The 15,864-nt window shown below is 41.3% G+C and carries 15 protein-coding genes; 2 read left to right on the forward strand and 13 right to left on the reverse strand.

Annotated elements, in window-relative coordinates; translation table 11 throughout:
• Nucleotides 1-99: 99 nt before the first annotated feature.
• The 9 genes from I6N96_RS03885 to I6N96_RS03925 form a co-directional block, all read right to left on the reverse strand.
• On the reverse strand, nucleotides 100-918 hold the full coding sequence (locus I6N96_RS03885) for a TlyA family RNA methyltransferase (RefSeq protein ID WP_209556166.1): 819 nt from the start codon (nucleotides 916-918) through the stop codon (nucleotides 100-102).
• Between the two features lie 13 nt (nucleotides 919-931).
• The gene (locus I6N96_RS03890; RefSeq protein WP_209556167.1) at nucleotides 932-1,822 is read right to left on the reverse strand and encodes a polyprenyl synthetase family protein; all 891 of its coding nucleotides are present in this window, start codon (nucleotides 1,820-1,822) and stop codon (nucleotides 932-934) included.
• Nucleotides 1,819-2,049 carry an exodeoxyribonuclease VII small subunit gene (locus tag I6N96_RS03895; protein ID WP_209556168.1) on the reverse strand — a complete coding sequence of 77 codons (231 nt, stop codon included), beginning with the start codon at nucleotides 2,047-2,049 and terminating at the stop codon, nucleotides 1,819-1,821. The genes I6N96_RS03890 and I6N96_RS03895 overlap by 4 nt, the downstream gene beginning before the upstream one ends.
• Nucleotides 2,050-2,053: 4 nt before the next feature.
• Entirely contained in the window at nucleotides 2,054-3,397 is a 1,344-nt protein-coding gene (gene xseA / locus I6N96_RS03900) for an exodeoxyribonuclease VII large subunit (RefSeq protein WP_209556169.1), read from the reverse strand.
• A gap of 10 nt (nucleotides 3,398-3,407) precedes the next feature.
• A complete protein-coding gene (locus I6N96_RS03905; RefSeq protein WP_209556170.1) occupies nucleotides 3,408-4,253 on the reverse strand; it encodes a bifunctional methylenetetrahydrofolate dehydrogenase/methenyltetrahydrofolate cyclohydrolase in 846 nt (281 codons plus the stop codon).
• Nucleotides 4,254-4,658: 405 nt separating this feature from the next.
• Nucleotides 4,659-5,099, reverse strand: a complete 441-nt coding sequence (gene nusB / locus I6N96_RS03910) for a transcription antitermination factor NusB (protein ID WP_209556171.1) — start codon at nucleotides 5,097-5,099, stop codon at nucleotides 4,659-4,661.
• Entirely contained in the window at nucleotides 5,092-5,517 is a 426-nt protein-coding gene (locus I6N96_RS03915; RefSeq protein WP_209556172.1) for an Asp23/Gls24 family envelope stress response protein, read from the reverse strand. The genes nusB and I6N96_RS03915 overlap by 8 nt, the downstream gene beginning before the upstream one ends.
• Before the next feature lie 18 nt (nucleotides 5,518-5,535).
• Complete coding sequence (gene efp, locus I6N96_RS03920; RefSeq protein ID WP_209556173.1) at nucleotides 5,536-6,093, reverse strand: elongation factor P; 558 nt, start codon at nucleotides 6,091-6,093, stop codon at nucleotides 5,536-5,538.
• Nucleotides 6,094-6,338: 245 nt separating this feature from the next.
• The gene (locus I6N96_RS03925) at nucleotides 6,339-7,403 is read right to left on the reverse strand and encodes a M24 family metallopeptidase (protein ID WP_209556174.1); all 1,065 of its coding nucleotides are present in this window, start codon (nucleotides 7,401-7,403) and stop codon (nucleotides 6,339-6,341) included.
• 218 nt (nucleotides 7,404-7,621) lie between these two features.
• On the opposite strand from I6N96_RS03925, the gene I6N96_RS03930 reads away from it, so the two are divergent.
• Nucleotides 7,622-8,440 carry a metallophosphoesterase gene (locus tag I6N96_RS03930; protein ID WP_209556175.1) on the forward strand — a complete coding sequence of 273 codons (819 nt, stop codon included), beginning with the start codon at nucleotides 7,622-7,624 and terminating at the stop codon, nucleotides 8,438-8,440.
• Between the two features lie 59 nt (nucleotides 8,441-8,499).
• Here I6N96_RS03930 and I6N96_RS03935 read toward each other — a convergent pair whose 3' ends face one another.
• Complete coding sequence (locus I6N96_RS03935) at nucleotides 8,500-8,904, reverse strand: pyridoxamine 5'-phosphate oxidase family protein (protein WP_209556176.1); 405 nt, start codon at nucleotides 8,902-8,904, stop codon at nucleotides 8,500-8,502.
• Nucleotides 8,905-9,069: 165 nt separating this feature from the next.
• Here I6N96_RS03935 and gloA2 point away from each other — a divergent pair, with 165 nt between their 5' ends.
• On the forward strand, nucleotides 9,070-9,450 hold the full coding sequence (gene gloA2, locus I6N96_RS03940; protein ID WP_209556177.1) for an SMU1112c/YaeR family gloxylase I-like metalloprotein: 381 nt from the start codon (nucleotides 9,070-9,072) through the stop codon (nucleotides 9,448-9,450).
• Nucleotides 9,451-9,806: 356 nt separating this feature from the next.
• Here gloA2 and I6N96_RS03945 read toward each other — a convergent pair whose 3' ends face one another.
• From I6N96_RS03945 to I6N96_RS03955, 3 genes are all read right to left on the reverse strand, one after another.
• Nucleotides 9,807-10,925, reverse strand: coding sequence for an aminotransferase (locus I6N96_RS03945; protein WP_209556178.1), 1,119 nt, complete (start codon nucleotides 10,923-10,925; stop codon nucleotides 9,807-9,809).
• A gap of 12 nt (nucleotides 10,926-10,937) precedes the next feature.
• Nucleotides 10,938-12,359, reverse strand: coding sequence for an arginine-ornithine antiporter (gene arcD, locus I6N96_RS03950; protein ID WP_209556179.1), 1,422 nt, complete (start codon nucleotides 12,357-12,359; stop codon nucleotides 10,938-10,940).
• A 766-nt stretch (nucleotides 12,360-13,125) separates the two neighbouring features.
• A complete protein-coding gene (locus I6N96_RS03955) occupies nucleotides 13,126-15,675 on the reverse strand; it encodes a glycosyl hydrolase family 18 protein (RefSeq protein ID WP_209556180.1) in 2,550 nt (849 codons plus the stop codon).
• Between the last annotated feature and the right edge of the window lie 189 nt (nucleotides 15,676-15,864).

Consider the following 15,864-nt stretch of genomic DNA (forward strand, 5'->3'; position numbering starts at 1 on the left):
TCAAGTAGTAAAAGGATTTTCATATATAGCTTTCCTGCAAAGATAAACAAAAAAACTGAGCCAGAACAGCACTGTGCCGTCTCTGCCTCAGTATAAAAATCAGTGTTCACCTTTCAGCTCCTGATGGGCGCGTTGGACAATCTCTTCTATGCTTACCTCAGAAGCGATCGCTCCTTCTTTTGCTGAGACCAAATGAACTAGAAATTCAATATTACCTTCCCCGCCAGTAATCGGGGAATAATCCAGAGCATCTACCTGATACCCGTGATTAGCTGAGAAGGTCAAGATATCTTCAAGAACAGCTTGATGAACTGTAGGATCACGAACAATCCCTTTTTTCCCAACCTGTTCTTTTCCAGCTTCAAACTGAGGCTTGATCAGTGCAACCACATCTCCTCCTGGCTTCAATATCTCGTGAAGCGGAGGCAGAATCAATCGTAAAGAAATAAAGGAAACATCAATCGTTGCAATCTCCGGCTGTCCTTTCGTAAAGTCTTCAAGTTTACTGTAACGGAAATTCGTCCGCTCCATGACTTCGACCCGCTCATCCTGTCGGATTTTCCAAGCCAGCTGATTGTAGCCGACATCCAAGGCATAGCTGAGCTTTGCACCATTTTGCAGGGCAACATCTGTAAAACCGCCTGTTGAAGAGCCGATATCCAGCATGATTTTATCCTTCACATCCACTGAAAAAACCTTCAGAGCTTTTTCCAGCTTGAGCCCTCCCCTTGAAACATAAGGAAGAACCTGTCCTTTGATATGAAGTGCTGTTTCTATATCTATCTTTTCTCCCGGCTTATCCAGCCGCTCATTTTTTCCGTCATAAACCAATCCGGCCATCACTGCACGTTTAGCTTTTTCTCTTGTTTCAAACAGCCCTTGATTAAAGGCTAGAACATCTACACGTTCTTTTTTCATGCGCTATTCTCCCTCACTGAAGCTCAAGCTGCTTTAAGATTCCCTGAAGCAGTTCCGGCTGAAATTCACTATTATTCTGTTGGATATCCAACAGCTGGTCATTTGCCAAGGTCATCTGTTCCTCGAAGGCTTTCGTCGCTCCCTCAATTCCCAACAGCCCAGGATAAGTACTTTTATGGAGCGTTTCATCTCTTCCAACTTGTTTGCCCAGCTCTTCCTCTGAGCTGGTAGCATCCAACAAATCATCTCTGATTTGAAAAGCTAAACCTAAATGCTTAGCAAAATCACCCAACAGCGCAACGATCGCTTCCGTCTGATCAGCAAGAATCCCCCCTGCCAACAAAGCAAATTCGATCAATGCTCCTGTTTTTCTTTCATGAACCTCAATCAGCTCTTCCAGTGTAAGTGAACGTGTTTCGCCTTGAAGATCTCCTGCCTGACCAGAAACCATTCCCTCTGTCCCTGCCGCCTTGGTCAATAATTGAATCAAAAGCACCTTCTCATCCATTTCCAGCTGACTTAAAGCAAGCAGCTGAAATGCTGCCGTCAGTAAGCCGTCACCGGCTAAGATAGCATGTGCATCTCCATAGATTTTATGGTTGGTAGGCTTCCCTCTTCGCAAGTCGTCATCATCCATCGCCGGCAGATCATCATGAATCAATGAATACGTATGGATCATCTCCAGTGCAGCTGCAGCCTGAAAATCTTTTTTCTCCAGCTCTTTGCCGAAGGATAACACAACTGCAAGTAACAATAACGGCCGCAGTCGTTTACCTCCTGATTGAACAGAATACAACATACTTTCTTTCAGGTATGTATTGGCAGTATATTTTTCAAGAAAAGCAGTCATTTCTTCTTCGATTAGAGGGATATGCTGCTGTTGAAATTGACTGAATTCCGTCATGCCTGTTCACTCTCTTCAAAAGGGATTTCTTCGTTTGTTTCCGACATCATTTTTGTCAGTGTTTTTTCTGCTTTTTCCAGCGTATCCTGACAATGTTTGCTCAAAAGCATTCCTTTTTGAAAGGCATCTAATGCTTCTTCCAAAGGAACATCGCCTCTTTCCAGACGTTGGACGATTTCTTCCAGTTCATTCAATGATTCTTCGAATGTTGCTTCTTTTTTAGGCATCTCTTTACTCCTTCTCAAATCGTTCTATATCAATTACAGCTGCACGGATTTTCCCGTCACTATAGTGGATCGTCACTTGATCCTCTTTGTTCAATTCCTCTACTGACTTTACAACGGTCTCTTCTTTGGTTGTATAGCTGTAGCCCCGTCCCATGATCTTCAATGGACTAAGCAAATCCAACTGCTGAATAGCAGACACCAGTCGCTGCTGACGAGTCTCCATATAATGTGTCATCCGCTCATTCAATCGTCGATCGATGAACGCCAGCTGCTGAGCAGTTTCTCTGATTCGCCCTGAAGGGTTCTGCTGCTCCAACCGATTGGCAATGCGTTGCTTATCCTGGTACTTCTCATGGTAGATTGTCTGCATACTTTGACTTAATCGCTGGGTCATTTTATCCAGCTTTACCTGTTGTCCTTCATATAAACGATCCGGTTGAAGAAAAACGTAGGAATTACGTAGTCGCTTAAAGCGCTCGTTCTTTTGCTGCAGCTGATAGAGAAAACTTTGCTCCAAGCGAGTCTGCTTCTCTCTGATCCGCAAAAGCTCTTCTGCCAATACCGGCACAGCCAGTTCAGCGGCAGCTGTCGGTGTCGCAGCTCGAACATCTGCCACTAGATCAGCGATCGTCACATCGGTCTCATGCCCGACAGATGAAATGACTGGTATCTCCGTTTGATAAATGGCTCTGGCAACCTGTTCTTCATTGAAGGGCCACAAGTCTTCGATCGAACCACCACCACGCCCGATGATCAAGGTATCAAAATCTCCCTGTTCTTCCACCCGATGAATGTTCCGAACAATATCCGCTGCAGCCTGATCCCCCTGAACCAGCGTTGGAAACAGCACCAGTTGAGCGATTGGGTATCTGCGTTTTACCGTAGTTATGATATCCCTGATAACTGCCCCACTTGGACTGGTAACAACAGCAATGCGTTTCGGGTATCTCGGCAACGGCTTCTTGATTCCATTGAAAAGTCCTTCTTTCGACAGCTTTTCCTTCAGCTCGGCTAAAGCCTGATAAAGTGCGCCTACACCGTCTGGCTCCATATGTTCTATATAGATCTGATAAGAACCGCCATTTTCATAAAGTGAAATACGTCCGACAACTAGAACCTTCATGCCTTCTTTTGGCTGGAATTTCAATTTCTGGAACGCTGATTTGAACATGATCGCAGAAATTTTTGCCCGATCATCCTTCAAGCTGAAATACTGGTGCGCATTGGCCCGCAAGCGAAAATTAGAGATTTCACCAGTCAAGTACACCCTTCCCAGATAAGGATCTGCATCAAATTTTCGTTTTAAATATTTAGTTAATGCAGTTACTGTCAAATACTGCTGCGTCATTGTACTCACCCTATTTCAACTTTTTTGCGGCTTCAATCGTCTGATACATCAACATTGTGATGGTCATCGGGCCAACACCCTTAGGAACCGGTGTAATATATTCTGCAAGCTCTGATACTTCGTCGAATTTCACATCGCCAATCAGCTTGCCGTTCTCATCTCTATTCATTCCTACATCGATAACCACAGCACCAGGTTTAACAAACTCCTTTGTCACAAAATGACCTCTGCCGATGGCAACCACTAAGATATCCGCTTCCTTCGCTAATGCCGGAAGATCCTTCGTACGAGAATGCGCAATGGTTACTGTCGCGTTCTTCATCAGCATCAGCTGTGCCATTGGTTTACCAACAATGTTACTTCTGCCAATCACAACTGCACGTTTTCCTTCAAGATTGATATCATAAGCCTCAAACATTTTCATGATCCCATAAGGAGTACAGGGAATCATTGTTGGATTGCCGATAAACAAGTGACCCAGATTCATTGGATGAAATCCGTCCACATCCTTCTTTGGATCAATCGCCAGCAATACCTTTTCTTCATCAATATGAGCCGGAAGCGGCAGCTGAACTAAAATGCCGTGAAAATCTTCCGATTGGTTATAATAGTCGATTCTTTCCAACAGTTTTTCTTCTGAAATCGTTTCAGGCAATCGTTCTACCTTGGAAAGGATACCAATTTTCTCAGCAGCTAAATCTTTATTCTTCACATAGGTCTGGCTGGCTGGATTTTCCCCAACCAATAAAACAACTAAGCCTGGGCGGATGCCCTCTTTTGCCAGTTGGCTGACCTCGTGTTTCATTTCTTCTTGCATTTTATCTGCTAACTCACGTCCGTTGATCAATTGTCCCATGGTGTCACTCCTTCATTTTATTGTCAGCTTTTCCCTATAGCTATGCACGTTATATTGCGTTGCGCTTCATTGCATTACTTTCTGGCTGATTAATCGTTGTCTTTCCCGCAGCCGTCACTAAAAAAATGACCACCATAGACAAAGCCATTTTCAAATAAGCGGCTCAACAATGTACGATTCGGCAGCTTAACAAATTTGTCTCTTACAAATAAGTAAATAGAAGCCTTCTCTGACAGAATTTTTCAATGCTTTTATTCTAGCATAAATCCCTCTTGCTTGACACTATAAGTAGTAGTGTTTTGTACTTTTTAGGCGGAATCGGCTATCGATAGGAAGTCAAAAAACTCCCGGAACGATCCTCAGCCGTTATTGTACGGCAGTTATGGACAGCTCGGGAGTTTCAGTTTATTCTATTTCCTTCATTACATTAGACAACACACCGTTGACGAATTTTCTGGAGCGGTCGTCACTATACTTCTTAGCAAGCTCGATCGCTTCATTCAACGCAACTGTGTTGGGTACATCATTAACATAATTCATTTCAAAAATGGCCATTCTCAGAATGATCAAATCCATTTTTGCAATACGCTGTATCGTCCAGTTTTTCCCTAGATGCGTATTGATCGTCTGATCCAGCTCGTCCTTTTTCTCACAGACGCCGCCAACCAAAACATCTAAGTAGACAGGAACAAAGTCTTCGCCGTCTTCGCTGATCATTTCAGCGTGATCCAGCTCTAAAGCATGAGTAATGGCATCCTGTTTTGTCAGATCGCTGTTGAAATCAAGCGGAAACAAGGACTGTAGTGCTTTTTCTCTAATCTCGTGACGAGTAAACTCTTTACTCATTCTCTTCCCCATCCTCCGGGAACAGTTCAGAGAAATCAGGCTCAGGTATTCTTTCCGGAATAACAGCCACAACATGGATATTTACTTCGATAAGATCGATATCTGTCATGAATAGTACTTGCTGCTTCACACGTTCTTGCATTTCAAGCGCTACTTTAGGAACAGAAACACCATAGTTCAGATAGCAATAAACATCGACCTTCAAGCCTTCTTCTTCAGCATTCAAATAAATCCCTTTTCCATGCGCTGCACGTCCAAGAAATTCTGTGACGTTATTGGCAAAGGTTCCTCTCATGCCGTAAACGCCCTCTACCTTAGATGCTGCAATACCGATGATAACTTCGATAACTTCCGGAGCAATCACGATTTCTCCAAGAGCATCTTTTGTATTAATAATAAGATTCTTTTCTTCTGCCATTATAGGTCCTCCCTTTTATTAAGCCCGTGACACATAAGTTCCATCTGCTGTATTCACAATCAGACGATCGCCTTCATTCACAAAAAACGGTACGTTGACAACTAGTCCTGTCTCCATCGTAGCGGGTTTAGAACCGCCTGAAGAAGTATCGCCTTTGATATTCGGGTCTGTCGCTGTTACTTCAAGCATCACTGTATTCGGCAAATCAACACCTAAAATTTCTGAACCGAACATAATGATGTTCAACTCCATATTTTCCAGCATATATTTCAGTTCGTCTTTGATTTGTTCATCCGGAAGTTCAATTTGTTCATAGGTTTCCAGATCCATAAAGACACGGCTTCCGCCACTTTCATATAAGTACTGCATTTTTCGATTGTCGATTTGAGCTTTCGCTACTTTTTCACCCGCACGGAATGTCTTTTCCTGAACACCGCCAGTGCGGAGATTTTTAAGCTTAGAACGGACAAAGGCAGCTCCCTTTCCAGGTTTTACATGCTGAAAGTCTATGACACGCCAAATGGCGCCATCTACCTCAATTGTTAAACCTGTTTTGAAATCATTAACAGAAATCATCTGAGTCCTCCTCTATCGTCCATACTTTTTACTCGTTCCTAGTTTAACATTAAACGATTCGTTACGCTACCAGAAAAAGTTGAAAGATGGCTGTGATAAACAGTATGTCCCAACTCTCAAAAATGAAATAATGGTGCTTCAGTCATTATAATTGAATAATGCCGAATCGTAGAGACAGCATCTCCTCATTAAACCGTTTCTTATTAAGGTACTGAATGTTCAGTTCCCACTATTTCACTACTCTTCTATAATATAATCAATTCTTTTGGTGAATGCGTCAGCACACGATTACCTTCGGAGGTGATCAGCAAATCATCTTCAATTCGCACACCGCCCAGTCCCGGAATATAAATACCCGGCTCATCAGTAATCACATTTCCTACAACAAATTGCTTATCAGATTTGAATGACACATTTGGTCCTTCATGAATTTCAAGACCGATTCCATGTCCAGTACTATGACCAAATGCTTCACCGTGACCATAAGAAGCAATATGGTCGCGAGCCACTGCATCCAGTTGAATCCCTGTCAATCCAGGTTTTGCCTCATCCAACACCTTCAATTGTGCTTCCAGCACAATCTGATAGATTTCCTTCAACTTAGGATCAGGTTCGCCGACAGCAAAAGTTCTTGTCATGTCAGAAACATAACCTTGATAGTAGCAGCCAAAGTCCAGTGTCACAAAATCACCTTTTTCAATCAGCTTCTCACTGGCAACCCCATGGGGCATCGCTGATCTCAAACCACTTGCTACAATTGTATCAAAGGATACGCCAGAGGCACCTAAGGAACGCATATAGAAGTCCAGCTGGTTTGCTACTTCGATTTCAGTCATCCCCGGTTTGATCACCTTAAGAATATGATCAAACGCAGAATCTGCAATGCCGCAAGCCTTCTCGATGATAGCAATTTCTTCTTCATCTTTTACTTCTCTCAGCTCTTCGATCATCCCTGCAACAGGGATCAACTCACAAGCCAACACTTCTTCTAAGACACTGTATTCAGCAAAGCTGACATGGTTTTCCTCAAAGGCAATATTTGCAAGCTTTTCAGAAGCCTCAAGCTTCGTCAGCTCATCGAAGATTGGTCCGGTATTCTTGATGATTTCAAAACCTGCTGCTTGCTGTGCTGCCTGTTCTGTATAGCGAAAATCCGTGATAAAAAATGCTTTATCCATCGTGATTACAGCCAAGCCAGTCGAACCTGTAAAATTAGTCAGGTAGCGTAAGTTATATGGGCTGGTGACCAGAAAAGCAGAAATATCATTTTTCTTCATTTCCTGTCTTAATTTATTTACTCTTACGATCATTGATCATTCCTTCTTTCCCAAGTTAGTTGCTTCTATTTATTATATCAAAGTTCAACGCTGAAACAACTTTTATCATTTTTTCTAATTTACTTTAAAGAATCCGTAAAAAACGAATTTTCCCGCAACATTTCCTTTATACTAGAGCATATCTGAAAGACGTGATAGAATCCAAATTTTCAGACACACACTTTATAAAAATTACCGAAAGAAGGAATGTCATGAAAAAATTTGTTCTTTTCAGCTTTGTCAGTCTTCTAGTTTTAGGCGTCAGTTTGACCGTCTATGGCTTTTTTATAGAACCAAAAAGAATTACCGTAAAACACCACGAGTTAGGCGAAAACAATGGACAAAATTCAATCAGATTACTTCAACTTTCAGATATCCATCTTCAAAAGAATTATTCCATTGAACAGTTGGAAAAGATCGTTGCCGCTGTAAATGAAGAAAAACCTGATATCGTTGCCTTTACCGGAGATTTGTTCGATAACTTCGCTAACTATGGTCCGGTAGAAGAAACCGCCGCTTTGTTAAGCAGGATCGAAGCTCCTTTAGGAAAATTTGCCGTGTGGGGAAATCACGATTATGGTGGTGGTGCAGTAAACGCTTATGCGCAACTCATGGCAGCTGGTGGTTTTAAATTATTGGAAAATACCGGAGAAATGATCCAGACCAGCAACCAAAAAAATCTCTATCTCTCAGGTATCGATGATTCGCTATTTGGTTCCCCATCTATTGAGAGCGCTATGAGCTATCGAACAGATGCGGCATACTCCGTGTTATTGAGTCACGAACCGGATGTTGTTGAGCCTGCAGTTGATTTTGACGTCTCACTCATTCTTAGCGGTCACAGCCATGGTGGTCAAGTGAACATCCCTTTTTTCCCAGTAACAACTGCTTTAGCCGAAAAATATATCAGCGGCTTTTATTCTCTGGGAGATCAGACTGAGCTCTACGTGAATACCGGGCTGGGAACCTCCATGATTCCAGTTAGAATAGGAGTCCCGCCGCAAATCGTTGTATTTGATTTGTATATATAAAAAATGGAGTAAGCAATCATGGTCTTGTCTTCACGACCTGATGACTGCTTACTCCATTTTTATACAATAATTTCCTTCGTTTGTTTATCCGTATGAATCTTCGCCGTCCATGTTTCAAAGGTAAGAATGACGGGTTGTTTATGTGCTAATGCTCGTTGATAATCCGTAAGAGATGATTCAACCTCATCTATGGAATCTATCGGTTCGATCGTAAATTTGCCTTTAAGCGCCATACTTTCAAACTGCATCTCCTGATAGCAGCAGACTGAGCCGTTCGGGTTTCTCAAAATATTTTGAACTGTCTCTCCATCCCCATCGATGTAAAAGCGCATTCTCAACAATCCTTCTCGCCATAATGGTCTGGATACAGTGATGACATTGGGAAAGCCCCTCTGATCGACCGTTGCAATCAAAAATACTGTACTCGAACTCAATAATTTGAGAATTCGTTCATGTAGCTCCATAAAACCCATCTCCCCTCTACTTTCTTTCATTATACCAATAGTTTCTCAAATCACTAAGCTATATCCATTTTTCAGCACTCCAAAGGGAAAATTTATCACTCTTTCTTCTTTTTTGTTATAATCATAGTGTTCAATAATCACAACTTTTCAGGAGGTTTTCCTTTTATGTTTTTCCAACAAATTCACCATATTGCAGTCAATGCATCAAACTATGAAAAAACCAAGCATTTCTATGTAGATGTTCTAGGCTTTGCTATTATTCGTGAGAATATCCGCAGTGAGAAAAATGATATCAAGCTGGATTTAAAGCTGGGCAATCAGGAACTGGAGATTTTTATCAGCGATGTCTTTCCAAAGCGACCATCCTATCCTGAGGCATTGGGCCTAAGACATCTCGCTTTCAGAGTAGACAGCGTTGATGAGGTCAAGGCTTATTTAGAACAGCACCAAATCATGTGTGAGCCGATTCGAACAGATGAGTTTACTGGAGAAAAGATGACCTTCTTTTTTGATCCGGATGGTTTGCCCCTTGAAATCCATGAGTGATACATTATAAATAGTATCCGCAACACAGATGAATTTCCTGTCGTCTGTCTGCAGCTATTCAGTACAATAGAGGCTGAGACAGAAGTGTTTAGCTACAAGCAATAAGCCGGAATGCACGAAAATTGTTTCACAAATTTTTGTTGAATTCCGGCTTATTGTCGTAGGAGCTACTTCTGACTCGCCGTTTATTCGGATTTAGGGTATGGAAAAGAGTGGCAACAGATTATTGTCCCACTCTCTATTGTGTTGCTTCCAATGAGGTCACAACTAAGTTGACTCAACAAAATCAGTGTTTGAACTCCCCCATCCTTTGAGTCATTACTCTGTTCCGCTAAAGCTCAGATTTCCTTTCCCCTTCAATCGAACCTTCTAAGATACTCAGATAATAGTTCCAGCCCTTTACGCAAATTTTCTTCTCGACAACAGTAACCCAAGCGAGCATGCTGGGGTAAATCGAAAGCAGTCCCCGGAACCAATAGGACACCTGTTTCTTCCAATAGCTCAATGCAAAAGGAATGATCATCTTGAGGAATGTCCAGTTTAATAAATGACGTTGATACGTAATGAGGAGAAACGAGGCTTACCCTCGGCTCTTGCTCTACCCATTCTTTTAGAATGGCCAAATTATCCGCAACGATTTTTTTATTCCGTTTTAAAATTTTATCTTTATTTTTCAGTGCATGAATAGCCAGTTCATCAGCTACCACACCGCCGCAGATCATTGTATAATCACGATATTTACGAAAAAGCTCTGCAACCTCACTGCTTGAAGCAGTCCAACCAATTCGAATACCTGGGATAGAGTACGTTTTTGATAAAGAATTCGTTGCTATTCCCTTTTCATAGAGATCCGCTATCGATACAAATTCACCTTCATCTGTCAATGGTGCATAAACCTCATCTACAACAATGTAAGCCCCTACCACCTGCGCCATGTCCACAATTGCCGACATTGTCGCTTTATCAAGAAGAGTTCCTGTCGGATTATTCGCACTGTTTAAGCAAATCATTTTTGTATTTGGCTGAATTTTCGCTTTCAACACATCCAAATCTAATTGCCATTGATCTTCTTCTCTCAGCTCAACAAAATCAACACTGGCTCCAAGTGATTTAGGAATATCATATAATTGCTGATACGTCGGCAGCATGGATACTACATGATCCCCCGGTTCGATCAATGCAAATAATGCCAATAGATTGGCACCCGTCGCACCATTTGTCTGTAAAATATTTTCTGACTGTACGGTTTGATAAAGGGAAGCAACAAGCTCTTTGAACTCATTTGAACCTTCGATCCAACCATAATCCAACGCCCGCTTACCTAGACCTTCAAAGTAATCTCTGACAGAGGTTCCATCTAAACCAATCAATTCTTCCAAGGTCAATGCCTCAATAGAGCTCTGAGAAATATCATATTTTGCTTTTTTTTCCCATGTATTTAGCCATTCTTCCACTCCAAAATTTGCTATTTGCATTTTTTCTACCTCCTATACAGTAATCATTCCAGTTGCAATCATCACAATTGATACAACTGCTGCTGCAGCAATACAGCCCATGATCATTTTTTCTTTCCCGCTAATTGCATAGCCCTTTTCCTGACAAGCTTTCATATAGAAATAAAAGCCCGGAATATATGCAATGCTGCACATCAGGACATAAGTGAAGCCAGCCAGCATGATCCCAACAATCTGAAATGCAGTGGCAAGCACACCAATCAATAATTGCTTCGTATCCCCTTGCTGTCGGGAATAGATCATTTGATAAAGACCTACCAGTAGATAACAAATCAGAATTGCCGCTGTACATAATGAATAAGCAAATTGGTACGCATAATCTGTAACTAGAAACGTAAGTAAGAAAACATTGGTCAAGCCTGCTGTGACAAATAAGGAATAACTCGGTGCTTTTTTAGAGTTCAGTTTCCCCCAGCTCTTTGGAAGCATCCCGTCGCGAGCCATCAGCAGTGTCGTTTCTGCAGGAAGCATTGTCCAAGACAACCAGCAACCAATAATTGAAATAATCAAGCCGATATTAATGACCGCAGCTCCCCAACCGCCAACAATATACCTTAAAATATTTCCCATAGCCGGTTGAGAAATCTCAGCTAGCTCAGCTTGTGTCATCACACCATAAGGCAGCAGTGATGCTAAAATATAAATGAATAACAATACCAGTAATCCGATGATTGAAGCTTTTTGTGCATCCGAACGCTTTTCTGCACGATTGGCCAAAACACTGGCTCCTTCTATTCCTACAAACACCCACATCATAACCATCAAGCAGCCTTTGATTTGATCCCAAAGACCAGTCGCACTATTGCCGGCATTTCCCAGATTATCTACTGCATTTCCCCAAAAATCAGCAGTAAAAACCCCGGCTTTAAAGGCCACTATCCCCATAACTAGAAATAGAAACAGTGGTACTAATTTACATATCGTAACGATCGTATTGATAAAACTGGCACTCTCTATCCCATTGTTCACTAAAAATGTCAGGCTCCAAATAAATACACTGGCAAGTAAAATCGAGGGAACATTTTGCCCTCCTTTAAAAACCGGAATAAACTCCCCAAGAGCACTCATCAACATAGTCGCAAAGGCCACATTACCTAACCATGCGGATAACCAATAACCCCAGCCGCTGATAAAACCACCCAGCTTCCCGAAGGCTGCTTCAGCATAACCAAAAATCCCGCCGTCTAGGTCCGGACGTTTTTCCCCAAGATTATTCAGAGAAAGTACCAATGCTAGAATTCCAATCCCTACGATCACCCAAGCTATAATGGCTGGCCCCGGTGCAGCAGAACCAGCTAAATCACTTGTTATCCCGAAAACACCACTTCCTATTGAAGAACTGACTACCAAAGCAACAAGCCCTATTTTACTAATACCTTTTCGCTTCTCTTCCATATCTTTCCTCCACTCTCAAATAATTTAATTACAGGCTTATATACGTATCCTATTCAATGATTTGTTGCGTGAAGAATTCCCCCATATACAAGGATGAAGAGTGAAATGACAGGAACGCTCTATGAATTTGCAACATCCATCATTGGGCCAAAATCCATTGGCTTTTAAGCATGGTATAGATAAATGAATGCTAGATATAAATCATTTATTTAACAGGATATACAGCCTTTTTTTGATCCCACGAAACGTGATTCATCCAATTGCACGAATTCCTCCTCCCCTCAGTCAAAAAATTCTTTACACCCGAGAATGTATACGCTTCCATTTCGTTAGATGCAAACAAGTTGAATCCACTTCTCCCATACATGAAAAAATAGCAGCTACGCATATAGATACCCATTGGCTCTCCTTGCTTGATGGGATTTAGCTGCTTCCTTCACTTGTTTCTGCTTTTATAGCGTAATTGTAGCATTTGGAAATTGGCACCGTTGTGAGATTCATCACAAAACAAATGCCGATTTCCACTCTCGATCTGTTGAAAAAGAATGAAATTTCAATATGAATTCATAATATTCAGTCAATTCCAAAAAAAATGTATAATCGTTTGTATATTTGCATAAACATTCCTCGTGTTTTTTTTAGGATTCAATAACTTTTAAGATAGACAGCAATAAAAAACCGACTTTTTTCAAGTCGGTTTTTTATTACTATCTATATTTTTATTAGGAGTGAGCGTTCATTCTATGCTTTTTGTTCACACATTACATCAAGCATTCTTTTTCTGTTTTTGAATATAGCCAAAGCTCAACAATACACCGATCAGCCCAACAAATCCAAGAAGTCGATAAATATTTTGGCTTTGCTCCCCAGTTTCAGGATACTTTCCGCCGCCTGGTTTCTTAGTGGTTTCAGCTGCTGCTTCTGTAGTAGTGCTGCCTGTTGTGCTTGTCGATGAAGATGATGTTGAAGAATCAGATGTCGAGCTGCTGCTTGTCTCTGACGTTGAGCTGGAAGAAGAATCTGTTGTTTCCTCCGGCAGCTTTTCATAAACATAGCTTACCTGCTGCGTCTCAGCTGTAAATTTACCGACAGCATTTTCCGGTGTTTTTTCCAGTTTATAGCCTGAAAATTCCTTTACTGTTGTCTGGTATTCTGCTCCAACGACACCGACAAGCTCCACATCCTCAGCTAATTTAGTTCCTTTGCCATCCACATGACTGATAATTACTTTGCCAGTAACTGCTTCAGGATCGTCTAATGTATAGGCAATCGAAATACTTTGAGGAGAATATTTGAACACCTCATTGATTGTGGTAGTGGCTGTCTTATATCCCTCCACAGCAGGTGCTGCCATTTCAAGCGTCGTTCCTACTTCTCCTTGGCGAACAAGTTCTTCCGCCAAAAGCTCATTCTTTTCATTAACTAGACGAATCGCTATTTTTCCCGTACTTTCATAAGAAGCTGGTAAATCATAAATTTTCTGTGTGCCATATGCCACACCATCTGTCAAAATTCTTTGTTCCAAGTTCAAATAAGTCAAGCGCTTCATATGAGCAAAGTCAGCATCTGTATACACCTCAAATGTCACAGTCTCGCCAGGTGCAATAAATGATATTCCTGCTGCCGACAGATCCAATGTTTGAAACGGTTTTACAGAGGTTTTAGCTGATTTCTCTGCTCCAGCTGACAGGCTGAATGTCTCTCCTGATTCGGAAGGGACAGACAATACAGGATTTTTGATGGTTTTATGATTTTTTTCAACTGCTTTTAATACACTGTCTGTCTCTGTTAATGTTTCTTCATTTGTGATTGTTACTTTATATCCCTCTGTTCCATTAACTAGAGGCTCTACTTCTGTTTTGACTGTCAAAGGCAATGATTCGACCTCATTTACCTGCAGGTCTGTGTCTTTGTATAATCCATTATAGATAGCGGTCGTCAATGTATCCCGCTTCAAACTTTCTTCATTTGATGGTTTATCCTGAGACTGCATCCAAGTGATTACTCCACCCAGGCCTTTTTCTCGAATGTATTTTGTTTTTTCTGCAATCGACCGCTCACTATCATAAGTGAAGAAAACCTTTGATGATTCACTATACATATAAGAAGCTTTTGATTCATCATCCCAGTATTCCGTTAAATCTGGATATTTTTTCTTCAACAAATCGAATGAGCGATAAGCCCAGATTCCGCCATTACGTCCACCATCTCCATTGACTAAAGGCTTTTCATTTTCTGCCCCTCTACTCTTGTTCCCATCTGCATCAGTTGTCGCAAGAGCTGCACTACCGAACATGCCGGGAAGATTTTCAGGATCAGGGCCATCATTTTCCACATTTCCCCAACCTCTGCTATAGAAAGCAGCACCAATGACAATTTTTTCCGGTGTTGCTCCATTATTAAGGAAAAAATTCACACTGTCATTCGTACTGAAAGACCAAGGCTGTCCGTTCCCTTGAGGTGCCTTAGAGCTAGTATACAAACCACTATGATGATTCGTTGTATTTTCCCATGCTCCGTGGATATCATAAGTCATCAAGTTTGCAAAATCGACCACTTCAAATACCCCGGCAATATCCGTTCCCATATTCAGAGTATAAGGTCCTGCCGCTAAAGCAACAGAAAGCTCATAATCCTTTCCGGTTTTCTTGCCTAATGTTTCCAGACCTGCTCTTAATTCCTTTAGTAAAGTAACAAAGTTCTCACGGTCTTTTTCAGAAGCCTCCGGCGTTCCTTCATCTTCTTTACTATCTACCAAATCCGGTTGTCTGACACTGCCCGGATACTCCCAGTCAATATCTAAAAAGTCCATTTGGTTGTATTCAACAAACTTGATCAGATTTGAAACAAAATTCTTTCGATATGTCTCATTTTGAGCATTCAATGCAAAATCTCCTGATTTCGTCCAGCCGCCAACAGAGATACCAACCTTTAAGTTAGGATTCTTCAGGCGAAGTTCCTGCAATCCATTCAGCAAACCTGCATTTGGCGCATACTCGACAACGGTACTTTCTCCCCCAGCTGTTCCTAATGCCGCAAACTCATCCGTCCATTCCAGATTTCCCTCCACATCAAAATCCAAAAAGGCAAAATTCAAGTGAGTCAGCTTTTCAGCTGGAATATCCTTCGGGAAAAAATTCCCTTCGCTGTCCTCAATTGACCAGTCACCATAATACATAACATTGCGATAGTCTGACTGTTTACTTTCTGCATGAACGATTTCCCCAGAACCAGTTCCTGTCAATGATGCACTCGTTGTGAATAACCCCAAAATAATAGCAAATAACAAAGGAACTATTTTTTTCATTTTATCCATAAATTCTCTCCTTGTATCTTATTGTTTGCGTTTCCAAACTGAGTGTACCATATTCAAACGGTTTTTTAAATATTATAATGTAATAAAGTTAATATTTTTTAAATACGAACTCTTTAGAGAGTTTTTACCACAATAAAAAACAGAAGCGAACCTTCTTTAGGGTCAGCTTCTGTCTTAAAAACAACTATT

The organism is Enterococcus larvae, assembly GCF_017830045.1.
GTDB lineage: Bacteria > Bacillota > Bacilli > Lactobacillales > Enterococcaceae > Enterococcus_L > Enterococcus_L larvae.